This window comes from Hydrogenophaga aromaticivorans, from assembly GCF_013387465.1.
GTDB lineage: Bacteria > Pseudomonadota > Gammaproteobacteria > Burkholderiales > Burkholderiaceae_C > Hydrogenophaga > Hydrogenophaga aromaticivorans.
In genome coordinates this window covers 1-16,276 of record NZ_VYGV01000025.1, presented here as the reverse complement: position 1 = coordinate 16,276, position 16,276 = coordinate 1, and the positions used below count along the sequence as shown (strand labels likewise).

Annotated in this window: 18 protein-coding genes; 9 read left to right on the top strand and 9 right to left on the bottom strand. The window is 66.4% G+C overall.

Annotated elements, in window-relative coordinates; all coding sequences use genetic code 11:
- The first annotated feature begins 262 nt into the window (after positions 1 to 262).
- Both pedF and F3K02_RS27920 read left to right on the top strand, forming a co-directional pair.
- Positions 263 to 760, top strand: a complete 498-nt coding sequence (gene pedF, locus F3K02_RS22150; protein ID WP_177137992.1) for a cytochrome c-550 PedF — start codon at positions 263 to 265, stop codon at positions 758 to 760.
- Positions 761 to 847: 87 nt separating this feature from the next.
- Positions 848 to 1,717, top strand: a complete 870-nt coding sequence (locus F3K02_RS27920) for a transporter substrate-binding domain-containing protein (RefSeq protein ID WP_177137990.1) — start codon at positions 848 to 850, stop codon at positions 1,715 to 1,717.
- Positions 1,718 to 2,051: 334 nt separating this feature from the next.
- Here the strand turns inward: F3K02_RS27920 and F3K02_RS22140 are convergent, their stop codons facing one another.
- On the bottom strand, positions 2,052 to 3,170 hold the full coding sequence (locus F3K02_RS22140) for a helix-turn-helix domain-containing protein (protein ID WP_177137989.1): 1,119 nt from the start codon (positions 3,168 to 3,170) through the stop codon (positions 2,052 to 2,054).
- Between the two features lie 224 nt (positions 3,171 to 3,394).
- Between F3K02_RS22140 and F3K02_RS22135 the strand changes: the two genes are divergently transcribed.
- From F3K02_RS22135 to F3K02_RS22115, 5 genes are all read left to right on the top strand, one after another.
- Positions 3,395 to 3,874 (top strand): 4Fe-4S dicluster domain-containing protein, encoded by a 480-nt coding sequence (locus F3K02_RS22135; RefSeq protein WP_177137979.1) that lies wholly within the window; start codon positions 3,395 to 3,397, stop codon positions 3,872 to 3,874.
- A gap of 28 nt (positions 3,875 to 3,902) precedes the next feature.
- The gene (locus F3K02_RS22130) at positions 3,903 to 5,750 is read left to right on the top strand and encodes an aldehyde ferredoxin oxidoreductase family protein (protein ID WP_177137977.1); all 1,848 of its coding nucleotides are present in this window, start codon (positions 3,903 to 3,905) and stop codon (positions 5,748 to 5,750) included.
- A gap of 68 nt (positions 5,751 to 5,818) precedes the next feature.
- On the top strand, positions 5,819 to 7,171 hold the full coding sequence (locus tag F3K02_RS22125) for an NAD(P)/FAD-dependent oxidoreductase (protein ID WP_177137975.1): 1,353 nt from the start codon (positions 5,819 to 5,821) through the stop codon (positions 7,169 to 7,171).
- A 77-nt stretch (positions 7,172 to 7,248) separates the two neighbouring features.
- Entirely contained in the window at positions 7,249 to 7,503 is a 255-nt protein-coding gene (locus F3K02_RS22120) for a MoaD/ThiS family protein (RefSeq protein WP_177137973.1), read from the top strand.
- 138 nt (positions 7,504 to 7,641) lie between these two features.
- Positions 7,642 to 7,941 (top strand): hypothetical protein, encoded by a 300-nt coding sequence (locus F3K02_RS22115; RefSeq protein WP_177137961.1) that lies wholly within the window; start codon positions 7,642 to 7,644, stop codon positions 7,939 to 7,941.
- 89 nt (positions 7,942 to 8,030) lie between these two features.
- Here the strand turns inward: F3K02_RS22115 and F3K02_RS22110 are convergent, their stop codons facing one another.
- From F3K02_RS22110 to F3K02_RS22100, 3 genes are all read right to left on the bottom strand, one after another.
- The gene (locus tag F3K02_RS22110) at positions 8,031 to 9,293 is read right to left on the bottom strand and encodes a nitronate monooxygenase (protein WP_177137958.1); all 1,263 of its coding nucleotides are present in this window, start codon (positions 9,291 to 9,293) and stop codon (positions 8,031 to 8,033) included.
- A 252-nt stretch (positions 9,294 to 9,545) separates the two neighbouring features.
- Positions 9,546 to 9,899, bottom strand: a complete 354-nt coding sequence (locus tag F3K02_RS22105) for a DUF5368 domain-containing protein (protein WP_177137957.1) — start codon at positions 9,897 to 9,899, stop codon at positions 9,546 to 9,548.
- A gap of 16 nt (positions 9,900 to 9,915) precedes the next feature.
- Entirely contained in the window at positions 9,916 to 11,256 is a 1,341-nt protein-coding gene (locus tag F3K02_RS22100) for an NAD(P)/FAD-dependent oxidoreductase (protein ID WP_177137955.1), read from the bottom strand.
- A gap of 176 nt (positions 11,257 to 11,432) precedes the next feature.
- On the opposite strand from F3K02_RS22100, the gene F3K02_RS22095 reads away from it, so the two are divergent.
- Positions 11,433 to 11,879: an OsmC family protein gene (locus F3K02_RS22095; protein WP_177137952.1), complete on the top strand. Its 447-nt coding sequence runs from the start codon at positions 11,433 to 11,435 to the stop codon at positions 11,877 to 11,879.
- A gap of 176 nt (positions 11,880 to 12,055) precedes the next feature.
- A complete protein-coding gene (locus F3K02_RS22090) occupies positions 12,056 to 12,622 on the top strand; it encodes an Rrf2 family transcriptional regulator (protein WP_177137950.1) in 567 nt (188 codons plus the stop codon).
- A 21-nt stretch (positions 12,623 to 12,643) separates the two neighbouring features.
- Here the strand turns inward: F3K02_RS22090 and F3K02_RS22085 are convergent, their stop codons facing one another.
- The 5 genes from F3K02_RS22085 to F3K02_RS22065 form a co-directional block, all read right to left on the bottom strand.
- Positions 12,644 to 13,660 (bottom strand): FAD:protein FMN transferase, encoded by a 1,017-nt coding sequence (locus F3K02_RS22085; protein WP_177137948.1) that lies wholly within the window; start codon positions 13,658 to 13,660, stop codon positions 12,644 to 12,646.
- A 17-nt stretch (positions 13,661 to 13,677) separates the two neighbouring features.
- Positions 13,678 to 14,091 carry a c-type cytochrome gene (locus F3K02_RS22080; protein ID WP_177137946.1) on the bottom strand — a complete coding sequence of 138 codons (414 nt, stop codon included), beginning with the start codon at positions 14,089 to 14,091 and terminating at the stop codon, positions 13,678 to 13,680.
- A gap of 105 nt (positions 14,092 to 14,196) precedes the next feature.
- Complete coding sequence (locus F3K02_RS22075; protein ID WP_177137944.1) at positions 14,197 to 14,808, bottom strand: nitrous oxide reductase accessory protein NosL; 612 nt, start codon at positions 14,806 to 14,808, stop codon at positions 14,197 to 14,199.
- Positions 14,808 to 15,353: a nitrous oxide reductase accessory protein NosL gene (locus tag F3K02_RS22070; RefSeq protein ID WP_177137942.1), complete on the bottom strand. Its 546-nt coding sequence runs from the start codon at positions 15,351 to 15,353 to the stop codon at positions 14,808 to 14,810. The genes F3K02_RS22075 and F3K02_RS22070 overlap by 1 nt, the downstream gene beginning before the upstream one ends.
- Positions 15,350 to 16,177, bottom strand: coding sequence for an ABC transporter permease (locus tag F3K02_RS22065; protein ID WP_218179549.1), 828 nt, complete (start codon positions 16,175 to 16,177; stop codon positions 15,350 to 15,352). The genes F3K02_RS22070 and F3K02_RS22065 overlap by 4 nt, the downstream gene beginning before the upstream one ends.
- Between the last annotated feature and the right edge of the window lie 99 nt (positions 16,178 to 16,276).

Below are 16,276 nucleotides of genomic sequence, written 5' to 3'. Positions count from 1 at the left end.
TACCGACTGCCTCTTTGTGAGACATAGCAATTAACCCGCCACCGGGTGCAGCCACCTGGGTGCCACTGGCGGGTGCTTTTGAATGCCAGTCTGTGACAGCGCGCCGGTCCGATGAGGCGCAAATGATTCAAATTGGAACACCCGTGCCCGGCGCGTTCGCGCTGGATGGCCGCCTGTCCAAGGATTTCAAGGCATCCGGTGTCGGTGGCCCGCATATTGCTGATTGGGGGTGGAAGCCCTTTGACAACAGGAGACATCCCCCATGAAAGCCTCACTCTTCAAGAAACCTTCTCGCACCACGCTGCGTGTCCTGGCCCTGGCGGCCAGTGGTCTGGTGGCCGCCGCCGTCATGGCCCACGGTGACGTGGTGCCGCAAAGTGTGGACACCACCACGCTGCCGCAGCTCGGCGCCAAGTGGCTGGACGCCAATCCCTACAACGAACAGAGCCCGGCCCGCAAGGAAGCCTTGCGCATCGGCACCTCGGCCTACAACCAGAACTGCGCGCGTTGCCATGGTCTGGAAGCCATTTCCGGCGGTATCTCGCCCGACCTGCGCAAGATCGACAGCGACTGCACGGGCCTGGCCGACGCGGCCAAGAAGGCCGCCTGCTTCAAGGAGATGGACGACTACTTCCTCTCCACCGTGCGGCGCGGCCGCGTGCGCGATGGCCGTGTCTACATGCCCCCGTTCGAGGGCACACTGACGCAGGAAGCGGTGTGGGCGATCCGCACGTACATCGAGACCCGTCGCGAGCCCTGATCCGCCCCCGTCGCCACACCCATAACCACCAGAGAGAGACAACACACCATGCCGTCCGTTTCGAAAAGCTTTCAGGAGCTTCCGCCTGTGACCAACGGCCTGACCCGCCGGCAGACCCTGGCCGTGCTGATGCCACTGGTCGCCGGGCACTACTCGGTGTACGCGCAGACCGAGCTGACCGATCTGGCCCGCATCCGTGCCAACGGCATGTTGAAGGTGGCGGTGTACAAGGACAACGCGCCGTTCTCCGATGGTGCTGCGGCCGAGATGAAGGGACTGGATGTGGCGCTGGCCGAAGCGCTGGCGCGCCAGATGAGCCTGAAGCTTTCGCTGCTGCCCTTCGATGCCGGCGAGAACATGGGCGACGACCTGCGCAACATGGTCTGGAAGGGCCACTACCTGGGCTATGGCCCGGCCGACGTGATGCTGCATGTGCCGGCCGACAAGTACCTCGCACAGAAGAACCCGCAGGTGATGATCATGGCGCCGTACATGCGGGAGTCGGTGGTGCTGGTGCACGACACGCGCAAGCTGGCCGACGCCGCGGCGCCCGAAGACCTCAAGGGCGTGCAGCTCGCAGCCGAGCGCGGCGCGGGTGCGGCCAGCGTGCTCATGGGCTACGGCGGTGGCCTGTTGCGCAACCAGGTGTCGATCTTCAACACCGGCACCGAAGCGGTCCAGGCCGCGGTGGACGGCAAAGCGGCGGCGGCCCTCGTGACGCGGGCGCAGGCCGAGTCGGTGCTGTCGCGCAACCCGGGCAGCGCCACCCATTTCCGCATCACCAAGCTCAACTTCAACAACGGCATCGCCGACACCGGCTGGCCCGTGGGCATGGCGATCAAGTCGGGCCACAGAGAGCTGGGGCTGGCGCTGGAGGCGGCACTCAAGTCGCTGCGTGAAAACGGTGAGCTGCTGAAGATTTTCCAGCAGCACGGGATGACGCTGACTGCGCCGTAGAGGCCCCCCCCGCGCCGCCTGCGGCGTCACCCCCCAGGGGACAACGCGAGCGGCCCGGCAAAGCCGGTTCCGCCGCGTTCTGGGTGGAGGCACGCTGCTCCGGCGGGATCTCGGGCGATTGATTGCCTCACGTTCTGCAAGTACTTTTTCGGAGAACGTGTATCAACGAAGAACGCGGTGGAACCGGCTTTGCCGGGCCGCTCGCGTTGCCCCTTGAGGGGCGGAGCGGTTACGCGCAGCGAACAAGCGACGGGGGTGGGGCGAGTGCCCCGGCTCTGCCGGTCCAAGGGCGTGGTCCCCCTGGGGGGAAGCCGCGAAGCGGCGCAGGGGGGGGCTACCGTCTTCCGATTTTGCGGTACACCGTGGCCCGGCTGATGCCGAGCACGCGGGCGGCTTCCATCACGTTGCCGCGCGCTTCTTCCACCGCGCGGCGGATGAGTGCGGTTTCCACGTCTTTCAGCGGCACGCTGGTGCTGAGCGGTCGCTGCGAGGCGGCCGTGCTGGCGCGCCCGTCGTTGAGGCGCGCGAGCACCTGCAGGCGCAGGCCCGACCACAGGGGCAGCTCGACCGCACCGCGTTGCGCGCGGGCGGCATCGAACAGGCTGTCGGGTGGCACGGCGATCACGTCGCTGCAATGTGGCCAGGGCGCGCCGGCGGGCAGGGTCAGCATGTCGGCCGCCGCGCGGTTGGCGCCGGTGATGCGGCCATCGGCATCCAGGCACACCAGACCGTCGCTCTCTTCGCCGGGCGTGCGCCCGGGCCAGTTCAGGCGCAGCAGCAGGTGGTGCGGCTGCGCCAGCGTGAGCGCGTTTTCAATGCTCAGCGCCGACTGTGTCACCAGGTGTTTGAGGGCCGGGCGTTCGGGCACGTTGATGCCGGTCAGGTCGAGCATGCCGACGCAGCGGCCGTCGGGCCCGAACAGCGGGGCGCCAGCGCAGCTGTAGGCGCTGGTGTCGTCAAAGAAGTGTTCGCCGCGGTGCAGCCACACGGGCTGCTGCTCGGCCAGCGTGGCGCCGATGGCGGTGGTGCCCACGGCCTGCTCCGACAGGTCCACGCCCACGCGGGCGATCAGGTGCGCGAGGCGGTTGTGGTGGTCGATCGGGCCGTTGACATCGATCACCACGCCCTGGGCATCGGTGAGGATGGCGAAGTAGCGGGTGTCGGCCATGGCGCGCGCGAGCTGCTGGATGACCGGCGCCGCCGCGCGCAGCAGCGGCTGGTTGGCCTCGATCACGCGGCGCATGGCCACGCTCGACACCGGGTCGAAAGCCAGGCGCTGGTCGGGCTGCAGGCCTTGCGCCAGACAGCGCCGCCAGGAACGTTCGATCCAGGGCTCCAGCCGGGGCGCGGCGGCCATGCCGTCGCTCTGGAACACCGCCTGGCGCGCGTGCTCGATGAGGGTCAGCCGGTCGGATGTGCTGCTGGCTGCCTGGGGGGGCTGGCGGATGCTCATGGGAGTGTCTCGTTTTTGTTCAGTGTTCTGTCTGCCATGCCACAGACAGCATCAAGTATGCCAACGGCTGCGGTGTTTCATTTTGAGAATTTCCGCGGGTGCGGCGGAGCGAATGAGGGATAACCCTCACCACAAAGTGGAACAGCCCACCAACAATGGCTAGGCAACTCTTTTCATAAGCATGGCGCAGCACAAGTGGCGCCGCACCCCCACAGGAGAACCTCATGCAGAAAGTCCTGCACATCAACCCGGACAAATGCACCGGCTGCCTGCAGTGCGAAATGGCCTGCTCGTTCGAGAACTACGGCACCTACGCCACCTCGAAGTCGCGCATCAAGGTCTTCGATTTCCACCACACCGGCAAGAAAGTCCCCTACACCTGCACGCAGTGCGACGAGGCCTGGTGCCTGCACGCCTGCCCGGTGGAGGCGATCACGGTGGACAAGATGACCGGCGCCAAGGTGGTCAACGAAACCACCTGTGTGGGCTGCAAGGTCTGCACCATCGCCTGCCCCTTCGGCACCATCAACTACGTGCAGGAAACCGGCAAGGTCCAGAAGTGCGACCTGTGTGGTGGCGAGCCGGCCTGCGCCGAAGCCTGCCCGACCGCGGCGATCACGTTCGTCGACGCCAACTGGACCGGTATCGACAAGATGAAACAGTGGGCCGACAAGCTGGGCAACCAGCCGTCCGCTGCCGCCTGATCCCCCCAACCCATTCAAGGAGCACAACATGTCTTGGGCTGGAAAAATCCTCCGCGTCAACCTGACCGCGGGCACCGTCAAATCCGAACCGCTGAACATGGAGTGGGCGCGCGCCTACCTCGGTTCGCGCGGCCTCGGCAGCAAATACCTGATCAGCGAGATCGACCCCAAGGTCGACCCGCTGTCGCCGGACAACAAGATCATCTGGGCCACCGGCCCGCTGACCGGCACCATGGCCTCCACGGGCGGGCGCTACACCGTCATCACCAAAGGCCCGCTGACCGGCGCCATCGCCTGCTCGAACTCGGGCGGCTACTGGGGCGCCGAGCTCAAGATGGCCGGCTGGGACATGATCATCTTTGAAGGCAAGTCGGCCAAGCCTGTCTACCTCTACATCAACGACGACGACGCCGAACTGCGCGACGCTTCGCACCTCTGGGGTCAGAGCGTGTGGAAGACCGAAGAGATGCTCAAGACCGGTCTGCAAGATCCGCTGCTGCGCGTGTCGAGCATCGGCAAGTCGGGCGAGAACGGCGTGCTGTACGCCGCCGTCGTGAACGATCTGCACCGCGCGGCCGGCCGTTCGGGCGTGGGCGCCGTCATGGGCAGCAAGAACCTCAAGGCCATCGCCGTGCGCGGCACCAAGGGCGTGGGCAACATCCGCGATCCGAAGGCCTTCATGAAGGTCACCTTCGAGAAGAAGAAGATCCTGGCCGAAAACGCCGTGACGGGCCAGGGCCTGCCGGCCTATGGCACGCAGGTGCTGATGAACGTGATCAACGAGATGGGCGCGCTGCCCACGCGCAACCACCGCGACGTGCAGTTCGAAGGTGCCAAAGACATTTCGGCCGAAGCCATGGCCACGCCGCGCGAGAGCGATGGCAAGAAGCACCTGGTGACCAACCAGGCCTGCTTCGGCTGCACCATCGCCTGCGGGCGCATCAGCAAGATGGACGAAGGCCACTTCACCGTGGCCAACAAGCCGCAGTACTGGGGCGCCAACGGCGGCCTGGAATACGAAGCGGCCTGGGCGCTGGGCGCTGCCAACGGCGTGAACGACCTGGAAGCGCTGCAATACGCCAACATGTTGTGCAACGAAGAGGGCTTCGACCCGATCAGCTTCGGTGCCACCGTGGGCGCGGTGATGGAGCTCTACGAAATGGGTGTGCTCACCGCGGAGCAGCTCGGCATCGATGCCAAGTTCGGTTCGGCCCAGGCGCTGGCCCACTTCGCCGAGATCACCGCCAAGGGCGAAGGCTTCGGCAAGGAGATCGGCCAGGGTTCCAAACGCCTGACCGAAAAATACGGCCACCCCGATCTGTCGATGAGCGTCAAGGGCCAGGAATTCCCGGCCTACGACGGTCGCGCGATCCAGGGCATCGGCCTGGCCTACGCCACCTCCAACCGCGGCGCCTGCCACCTGCGTGGCTACACCATCGCGTCGGAAGTGCTGGGCATTCCGGTCAAGACCGATCCGGTCGAGAGCGAAGGAAAGCCGGAACTGGTGAAGGCGTTCCAGGACGCCACCGCCGCGTTCGACTCGTCGGGCCTGTGTGTTTTCACCACCTTCGCCTGGGGCGTGGCCGATCTGGCGCCTCAGCTGCAGGCTGCGTGCAACGAAGAGTTCACCACCGAAGAGCTGGAAAAGATCGGTGAGCGCATCTGGAACATGGAGCGCGAATTCAACAACGCCGCCGGCTTCACCGCCAAGGACGACAACCTGCCCAAGCGCCTGCTGACCGAAGCGGCCAAGACCGGTGCCTCCAAGGGCATGGTCAGCAAGCTGCCCGAGATGCTGCCCAAGTACTACGCCGCGCGCGGCTGGGACCCCGAAGGCCGCCCGACCGCCGAGACCAAGGCACGCTTGAGCCTCTGATCTTTCGCATCGGGGACATCAAAGAAGCGGTCCCCTGCGACCGCTTCTTTCTTTTGGAGAACACTTTCATGACCCACCACGTCATCCTCGGCGCCGGCCCGGCCGGTGTCATCGCGGCCGAGACCATCCGCAAGCACGCGCCCCACGACCGCATCACCGTCATCGGTGATGAAAACGAAGCGCCGTATTCGCGCATGGCGATCCCCTACCTGCTGATCGGCAAGGTCGGCGAAGAAGGTACGCACCTGCGCCACACGGCCGGCCATTTCGAGGCGCTGAACATCAAGGTCTTGCGCGGCGTTCGTGCCAAGCAGCTGGACTCGGCCAACCGCAGCATCGGGTTGAGCGACGGCAACACGCTGCACTTCGACAAGCTGCTCATCGCCACCGGCTCATCGCCCGCGACGCCGCCGATTCCGGGCATTGACGGCCCGGGCGTGCACAGCTGCTGGACGCTGGCCGACGCGCGTGCCATCGCCAACCTGGCCAAGCCCGGCGCCAAGGTGCTGCAGATGGGTGCCGGCTTCATCGGCTGCATCATCATGGAATCGCTGCAGCAGCGCGGCGTGGAGTTGTCCGTCGTCGAGATGGGTGACCGCATGGTGCCCCGCATGATGGGCCCCACCGCGGGCGGCATGATCAAGGACTGGTGCCAGAAAAAGGGCGTGAAGGTCTTCACCGGCGCGCGGGTCGAAGCGATCGAGCGCGGCGATGGTGCCGAGCCCGGCCTGCTGGGCAAGATCGCGCAGGTGGTGGGCATCGGGTCGTCGACCGCATCCAACGGCAAGATGCAGGTGCGCCTGTCCACCGGTGACCGCCTGGAGGCCGATCTGGTCATCAGTGCCACCGGCGTCAAGCCCAACATCGGCTTCCTGGAGAACAGCGGCGTGCGCTGCCTGGTCGGCGTGCTGACCGACGAACACCTGCAGACCAACGTGCCCGGCATTTACGCCGCGGGCGACTGCGCCGAGGCTTTCGACAAAGTGAGCGGCAAGACCATCGTCAGCGCCATCCAGCCCAACGCCGCCGAGCAGGCCCGCGTGGCCGCGCTCAACATGGTGGGCCAGTCTGCCGAACTCAAAGGTGTGACACAGATCAACGTGCTCGACACGCTGGGCATGATCTCCACCAGCTTCGGCAACTGGGAAGGGCTGCCGGGTGGCGAACACGTGGAGCTGACCGACGAGAAGTCGGGCCGCCACCTGAGCCTGCAGTTCAAGGACGACCTCATGGTCGGTTGCAACAGCGTGGGCTGGACCGACCACGTGGGCGTCATGCGGGGCCTGGTGGAAGGGCAGGTGCACCTGGGCGAATGGAAGGACACGCTGATGGCCGACCCGACCAAGCTGATGGACGCCTACCTCGCCAGCGCGCAGGGGCAGGGGCAGTGGAGCGGCGCTGCCGACGACCGCCGCCGCTGAATCCATTCCGTCGCTCCGTCAGGGGCGATACCCGGCGCCGCTAACGCGGCGCAGCCCGGAATGGGAAAATCTCATCCATGAAAATCACGTTCAAGCTCTTCGCCACCCTGACGGACTACCTGCCCGCCGAGGCGCGGCGCAGCAACCTCGTCGAGCTGGACGTGAGTCCGGCCGCACCCATCAGCCAGATCATCGAACCCTTTGGCCTGCCGCCGAAGCTGGTGCACCTGGTGCTGGTCAACGGCAAATACGTGGAGCCTGAAAAACGCATGACCGCGACGCTGGCCGAAGGCGACGTGCTGGCGATCTGGCCGCCCATCGCGGGCGGTTGACTGTGCACCCCCGCCGCGCTGCGCGCGACCCCCTCAAGGGGGCGGCACTGGCCGTCTGGCGGAGCCAGCCCGGCGGTGCCTCTGGGTTGGATCGTTCTCTCTGGTTCGGATCGTGGTCCGCGTGGTTGAAATCCTGACATGCAATCGAGCTACGCCGAGTCTTTCGAACGCGACATGGGCTGCACCGAGGCCGAATGGCTGGGCTGGTTGCCAGCGGCCATCGGCAGTTGCCCCTGGCAGCTTGATGGTGGATCAGCCCGGGTGGATATCGCCCCCGGCGCGCTGCAGCTCCGCTGGCGGGTCATGCCGCCGCGCGTGATCGCGCTGATGCGCATGCCGGTGCTGCGTGTGAACTTCGCCTTCAGCGGGCTGGACGCGGCACAGCGCTTCGCCTTCATGAAGCGCTTCGACCTCTACATGCAGCGCGGGGGTGGTTGAGCGCTGCGCAGGGCGTGGCCTTGCGCGGTGTCCTGAAAAGACGAAGGCCGCTGCGAGCGGCCTTCGTCTTTGGAGCGGACGACCGGGGTTCAGGCGGGAACGGCTTCCGGTTCGGGCATCGCCACCTTGTTCCCGGTGCTGAACTGGTAGTCCTTGAACACGTGTTCGGCGCTGAGCAGCTGGAAGCTGCCGTCGGCGTTGCGCACGGTGGTGTCTTTCAGGCGCCAGGTGAGCTGGCCGCAGGTCCAGATGTCGAAGTTGCGCATGTGGGTGCACAGGCAGGTCTTGTCCATGACCTTGATGCGTTTTTCATCGGGGTGCGCCGCCACTTCCCGGTTGTAGGCCGTGACGTAGGCGCACTTGCCGTTGGCATCGAGCAGGTAGCCGTAGGCCTCGCAGTTCGGGCGGATGCCGTCGCCGATGCCGGGGCTGCTCTTGATCATGCGCATCGGGTAGCCCGTGGGCGAGATCTCGTTGACCTCGATATCGTCTTCGTTGGCCTTGAAGTACTCCTGCTTGATGTCGTCGGGCAGGCCGCATTCTTTGGTGACGGTGAAGCGCGTGGCCACCTGCACGCCCGAGGCGCCCATCTCCATGAAGCGCACGGCGTCACTGCCGGTGAAGATACCGCCGGCGGGGATGACCGGGATGTCGAGCTGCTCGGCCTTCATCCAGGCCAGGATCTCGGCCACGATGGTGGCCAGGTCGTACTGCGCCCAGTCCATGCCGAAGCCCAGGTGGCCGCCGGCCAGCGGGCCCTCGACTACCACGTAGTCGGGCAGGCGGTTCAGGCGGCTGTTTTTCTTCAGGAACAGCTGCAGCGCACGCAGCGAACTGACGATGATGCCGAGCTTGGCGTCGCGGAAACGCGGGTGGTCTTCGATCAGCGCGAACGAGCCGAGGTGCAGGCCGGCGGCGAGCGTGATGCCGTCGATACCCGCGTCCAGCGCAGAACTCATGCGCACCTTCAGCGTCTCCTTGGGCGCGTTCATCGTCAGCTTTTCCATGCAGTTGATGAACACCTGACCCGGTCCCGATTTGCGGGCCATGGTGTGTTCCACATGCAGTCGTGTCGCTTCGGCCAGATCGTCCAGGTTGAACTTGATGGCGGACTTGTCCTCCGAGGCCATGTTGTACTTGTACATGGCCTGTTTGGCCTTGACGAACTTGGTCTTGTAGCGGCGGTCGGTCACCGTCTTGATCATGGCGTCGGAGATGTGCCCGACGCCGCCCAGGCGGGCGGCTTCCAGTGCCAGATCGGCAGAGGAAATGTCCACACCCATGCCGCCGATCATGATGGGCACCATTTCCTGGCGGCCCATCTTCAGGCGGAAATCTTCCAGTCGTCTCATAGTCAGCTTTCGAATGTACGGCCCAAGCTTACCCGGTCCATGACACTGTTTTTTTCACGGATTTGTCAAATTTGAACCGGCGTCGGCCGGCGCCCGTCGTCGGGCGCGAAGGTTCAATTGTTCTGCACAGGGGTGATTTTCGGTCAAACCTGTGACGGTACCCGGAAAAAGCGACATAGCCCTTACGCGATGTCGCTGAAAAAGGCGAAGACCGCGCTGCGGCGGCCTTCGCAAACGGGCTGGCTGTCGTGTTCAGCTGGCCGCTCGCCGCGGGGACATCCAGCCCATGAGGGTGTAGGTCAGGATCACGGTGGCGACCAGACCCACGCCGTAGACGAGCGCGATCAGGAACCAGTCGGCCGGGCCACCAGCGTCGGTGAAGCCCGAGGATGACACCTTGGCCATGATCACCAGCGCAAGCGCTCCACCAAAAACGCCGAGCACTTCGGCGCGCACGAGGCGGCGCGAAACAAGGCCGCGTTCGCGCACCAGCAGCGCCAGAAACGCCACCGTGCCGACCACCGCCACCAGCAGCATGACCCAGAGCAGGGGCCCCAGCATCTCCTGGAACACGGCGACAAAAACCAGCGGATCGAGTTCTTTCATGGGAATCTCCAGTGGGTCAGGCGCGGCCGCGCAGCATGCTGATGTAGGTGGGTTTGAGGGCCATGGTCTTCATGACCCAGCTGATCCAGAGTTCTTCGAGCGGTGCGATGACGCCGGGGAAGGACATGATCAGGTTGTCCTTGTAGTCGAACTCGATCAGCATGGCCTGGCCCAGGCGGGTGATCAGCGGGCAACTGGTGTAGCCGTTGTAGACCTCGCTGGAGGCCTTGCCGGCGATGTCGCCGATCAGGTGCGACACGGCCACCGGCACCTGCCATTTCACGCTGGCCGCCGTCTTGCCCTTGGGGACACCGGCGATGTCGCCGACGCCGAAGACGTTGGGGTAGCGCTTGTGGCGCAGGGTGTCGCGGTCCACCTCGACCCAGCCATCGGCCGCGAACGGGCCTTCGGTCCAAGGCAGGGGGCTGTTGCGAACGACCTCGGGCGCCCGCATGGGCGGCACCACATTGATGAAGTCGTATTTCTGTTCGGCCGTCCCGGTGAGGGTCTTGTAGGTCGCGATGCGCTTGTCCAGGTCGATCGCCTGCAGCACGTGTTCGTGGTTGACCTTCACGCCCCGGTCCTGGAACAGCATGCGCACTTTTTCAGCCACGATGGGCACGCCGAACAGCGACTTGCTCTGGGCCATGTAGACGATCTCGGCCTTGCCGCGGTTGCCACGGCGACGCAGGTGGTCGTCGGTGATGAAGGTGTATTTCAGCGGAGCGCCCGCACATTTCATCTCGCCCGCCGGGCGGCCGAAGACGCCGATACCGCCCTTGTCCGCAAAGGCCGACATGGCCTGCCAGGTGGCGGTCGCGGCCTGCGGGCTGTGGTAGATGCTGCCCATGCCGTTCTGGCCGATGCGTGCGGTGTCCATGCCTTCGATGCCGGCGTAGTTCAGCTCCAGGCCGGTCGCGAGGATCAGGAAGTCGTAGGCCACGGCCTTGCCACTTTCGGTGACCACCTTGTTGCCTTCCGGATCGATCTCAGCCACCCGCTCGGTGATCCACTCGACGCCCTGGGGCAGGTAGTCGCCGGTGTTCGACACGGTGTAGTTCTGCGGCTTGATGCCCGCGGCGACCAGGGTGAAGCCGGGCTGGTAGTAGTGCTCCTTGCGCGCATCGATCACGGTGATGCTGGCGCCCTGCAGACGGGCCGCCAGTTGCGAGGCGGCGGCCAGGCCGGCCGCACCCGCACCCGCGATCACGATGCGGGCGCTGCTCTTGACGCTGGCGGCCTGCGCCGGCGTGCTGGTCTGCGACAGCGCCGCGGCCAGGGGCAGGGCGCCCAGACCGGCCAGGAAGCGTCGGCGCGCGGTTTCAACCCGCGGGTCGGGTTGCAGGGTCTCGGACATGGGTGTCTCCTGTGAGTGAATGGCTTCGGTTGTTTTGATACCCCGGGGAGTTTGTTAATATAGAGATCGACCGCAGATCAGGATTTGACCTTTGTCAATTTGGTGACCTGTGCACCCTATCGGATACCCTCGACCACCGACCCCGCGCCGAGCGGTCGCCAACTTCAGGAGCTCCCATGAGCGAAAACGCCAGCGTGACCATCACCCGCCAGTCGGGTTACCAGTTTCTGGTGGATTTCGGCGCGGCCATCCCGCAGATGCTGGCCGACGAACCCGCGCCTCTGGGGCTGGGTGCAGGCCCGGCGCCCGACCACATGCTGCTGGCCGCGGTGGCCAACTGCCTGAGCGCCAGCCTGCTGTTTTCGTTGCAGAAGTTCAAGCAGGACCCGGGCGCCCTCAAGGCGACCGCCACGGCCGAGGTCGGGCGCAACGAAAACAAGCGCCTGCGCATCATGGGCATCAACGTGAAACTGGAGCTGGGTCAGGCCGCAGCCGACATCGAACACCTGGACCGGGTGCTCGCGCAGTTTGAGGAGTTCTGCACCGTTTCGATGAGCGTGCGCCAGGGCATTGCGATCAACGTGCAGGTGCAGGACGGCACCGGAGCCCTCCTCAAAGGCTGAGCACCTGGTCGACTGGCCATGAAGCGGGACCGGGTGCGGGAGTCGCTGCGATCTGCAAGGTGAGGCCCCGTGACCATTGGGCCTGCCGCCTTGATGCAGGGCGCCTGGCGCTCGCTGTTTTGACGGTACAGTGGCCTATTCTCGAACGCCCATTCTTCTGACAGGCTGATGATCCCATGCGACTCACCCAATGGACCGACTACAGCTTGCGCATGCTGATGTATTGCGCGGCTTGTGAAGGGCGCGAGCATCCGCCAACGGTGAACGAGATCGCCGAGGCGCATGGCATCTCGCGCAGCCATCTCACCAAGATCGCCATGATCCTTGCCGCTTGCGGCTGGATCGCGACCACGCGGGGTCGGGGCGGTGGTCTGCGCTTGCTGAAGCCGGCCAGAGAACTGACCCTGGGCGAAGTCATCCGCCAGACCGAAACCGATATGACGCTGGTGGAGTGTTTTGACCGCAAGACCAACACCTGCCGCCTGGATGGCTATTGCCGGCTCAAAGATTCCTTGCACAAGGCGATGCAGGGCTTCTTTGACGTGCTCGATGGCATCACGCTGGCCGACCTGCTCGCGCCGATGGCGGCAGGCAAGGGGCCTGCGGGGCAGTTGCCCCACCTCATTCCCATTCAGTTTGCGTCGCTGGCCAGACCGAAAAAGGCTTTGCCCGACGCCACCCAGCTCGCTCGCCCGGCCAAGCCCGCGGCGACGCGAAAACCGAAGCAGGCCAAGGCCGGTTGAAGCAGCGCTGGGGGGGCGTTTTCAGGCCGCTTGCAGGCGTTCGCCCATGCGTCCCGTGATGAGGACCTTGGCGCTGGCGTCCACCATCAGGCTGTCCACCCCGCGCAGGGGCGCAAGCAGGTGCTGTCCAGCGGCGGCACCCGCCACCATGATCGCGGCGCCCAGGCCGTTGACGGGATCGGGCTGGCGCGTCACCGTGACCACGCCCCGCATGCCGCGGCTGGGCATGCCGGTGCGCGGGTCCAGCACGTGGTGGTAACGCTGGCCGTTGCGCAAGAAGCAGCGCTCGTAGTCACCGGATGAGGCCACGCAGGCATCGCGCACTTGCACCGTGCCGATCAGCCGCTCGGGGGCCCGCGGGTCGCGGATGCCCACGCGCCAGTCCTGGCCCAGGAGCTGGCCCCGTGTGAGCACGTCACCACCGCCGTTGACCATGGCGTGGCGCAGGCCGTGTTGTTCGAGCACGCGCAGACCCGCCTGCAGGATGGGCAGTTTGGCCACGCCTCCCAGGTCGATGCGCATGCCCGGGCGGCTCAGGCCGGCCTGACCCGTCGCGGGGTGAATCAACACATCGCGGAAGTCCACCAGCCGGCGTTCGCGGCGCAGCTCTTCCGGCGCGGGCATGCGGGCATCCCGCGGGTCGAAGGACCAGCCGTGGTAGGCCCCCACGGTGATGTCGAAAGCGCCCTCGCTGAGCCGGGACAGCTCGGCGGCGTGCTGCAGCACCGAGACCAGTTCGGGCGGCGCCTGCACCAGGCCCCGGCCCGCGCTGCGGTGCATCGCGCTCACCAGGCTGTCGGCGCGGTAGCGGCTCATCATGCGTTCCAGGCGCTGCATTTCCGCAAAGGCCGCCTGCACGGCGGCGGCCGTGGCGTCGGGGTTGTCGCCTTGCGCCACGATGTCCACCCGCGTGCCCATCAGGACGCGGGACGCGCGGTGGACGGCGGGGCTGGCCAGCGCCGGGCGCATGCCCAGGCCGGCGACGAGCAGGCCGCCCAGCCCGGCCAGGCATTGGCGGCGTTGGAGCAGGTGGGTCATGGTGGGGCCGGGTGGGTTCAGAGCGACTGGGCGACCATGTAGTCCACGGCGGCCTTGAGTTCGTCGTCGGTGAGGGCGCTGCCGCCGCCGCGCGCGGGCATCATGCCCTTGGCACCGGTGAAACCTTCGACGGCGTGCTTGTAGAGCGTGTCCTTGCCTTGCGCAATGCGCGGGCCCCAGTCGGCCTTGTCACCGGGCTTGGGTGCGCCGGCCACGTTGGCGGCGTGGCACATGGAGCACACCGAGCCATAGACCTTTTTGCCCACGGCGTTCTCGGCCATGGGGGCCGGTGCGGGTTCCGGGGCAGGCGCGGGCGCAGCGGCCACCGGGGCGGGAGCCGCCGGCGCCGCAGCGGTGTCGGCGGGCTTTTCGCCGCAGGCCATCAGGGCAGCGCTGCAGCCCAGGATCAGGAGAAGGTTCTTGGCGTTCATGGGGCGTCCTTGCGTGAGGTGGTGAAAGGGGTGGGGTGGATTTTAATATTCATTCTATATGAATAATAAGATTGGCATTTGACACGCATCAAAGTGGGTCGGACTTCAGTGGGCGTGCGGGGCGAGCCGCTGAAGCGATGCGGGCAGGCCCTGGCGCAAGCGCGTGGCCGTGAGCCACTCGCCGCCTTCCCGCGCGGCGAAGGCGCGCGCCTGGTCCAGCGTGGCGAACGCGGGCAGGTTGCCCGACCGCATCGGGCCCATCTGCCCGGACCCGTGCACATACCAGGCCTGCCCGGCGGGTATCCAGGCGCCGGTGTCCAGGTCGGTGACGTACGAGGCCAGGATGCGGGCGGCGCTCTGGCCGACGGTGTAGCGCGGCACCCGTTGCAGGTACAGGAACAGGCTCAGGGGCGAGTCGAGGTACTGCACGTCGCCGTTGTCGAAGATGACCTGGGCCGCCCAGCGCCGCTGGCGCGCCGGGAACATGCCGCAGACCGGGCAGCGCGCGTCCGGTGGCACCTCGCGCGCTGCGTTCAGGGGCAGGCCAGATGTGGTGTCGTAAGAGAAAGTGGGTGCCACCAGGCAGACGTCGGACGGCAGTTCTGAGCCGGTACGGGCCGCTGCCACCGAGTCACCGGGCGGTCGCAAGCCCAGACCGGCGAACACCGCCACGCTGCCCAGCACCGAGAGACCGATGAACCGGCGGCGTTGCGGCATCACATGCGCGTGTCGTGCAGGGCGCCACCGCTGAGATCCACCATCTCGGGCTTGATGTCGGCGTAGCGCAGCAGGCGGCCGCCGTATTGCTGCACGAAGGCTTGGGCCTCGGCTTCGGCGGCAAAGCTGGCGGCCGTGGGGCCCATGGACCCGTGGCGTTTGCTGCCCAGCACGTAGAGCGCCTGGCGCGCGTCGATCCAGTGCCCCCGGGGCTGGTCCCAGTCGGCCTGGCCCATGTCCTGCACGTGCACCGACACCACCGCGCGCACCTGCTCGGGCGCCAGCAGCACCGACAGCAATTCCACCGAATCACAGAACCACTGCACCTCGGCCACGCCGGCGTAGCGGATCTGGCCTTTGGGACCGGGGTAGTCGGACAATTGCATGCCGTCCAGCGAGCAGCTGGACTGGGCGTCGATCTCGGCCGGGGCGCTGGTGGTGGCATCGCCGCGCTGGCCGCAGCCCAGCAGGCTGAGGGTGGCCAGGCCGGCGCAGCCGCACAGCAGGCGGCGGCGGTTCAGGGGGAAGTGGGATGGGGTGTTCATGGTCGGAATCTCCAGGAAGCCAGGGCAAGGGGTGCGACGATCCAGGCCAGCATGGCGCTGCTGAGCCAGCCCACCTGGCTGAGGGCCGGGGGCAGGATGCTGGCCAGGCCATACAGGCGTTGCACGTCGTCGAGCGAAAACACGTTGAGGATGCGGAAGATGTCGGCCGGGTTCAGCAGCAGCAGGTAGGCGACGGATTCGCCGCCGAACTGGCCGCCCGTGGCCACCAGCAGGCCCAGCAGCAGCAGGTCGAACACCAGCACCAGCGCGAACCACAGCGCAATGGCCTGGCCCGAAGCGCGGGTGCGGTCGCGGGCCAGCACCGACAGCAGCACGGCCAGGCTCAGGAAGGCCAGCCCCAGCAGCACCGAGCTGAGCACGAAGCCGGCGTAGTGGTACAGGCCGGCCCAGCTGAAGCGCTGGTACAGCAGCAGGGCCACCAGCGCAAAGCCTGACACGGTGGACAGTGTCAGCGCACCCGCGAGCCCGAGGTACTTGCCCAGCAGCAGTTCCAGCCGCGTGATGGGCAGGGCCAGCAACAGGTCGAGCGAGCCGCGCTCGCGTTCGCCGACGATGGCGTCAAAGCCGAGCAGCAGCGCGATCAGCGGGATCAGGTAGATCACCAGGCTGACCAGGCTGGCGATGGTCAGCTCGATCGAGCGCGGACCGATCTGCCCCTGCGCGGCCGAGCCGAAGTAGGTGATGAGCAGCGAGAACACCGTGAAAACCACGGCCACGGCCAGCACCCAGCGGTTGCGCAGCCGGTCGCGGAATTCCTTGGCGGCCACGGCCTGCACCTGGCGCCATTGCAATGAAACGTTCATGGTGCCTCCCTCAGGCCGAAGTACACGTCCTCCAGCGAGGGTTCGTGGATCTGCAGGTCGCTCAGCTCCGCGTTGGCCAGCCAGGCCAACACCCGCATC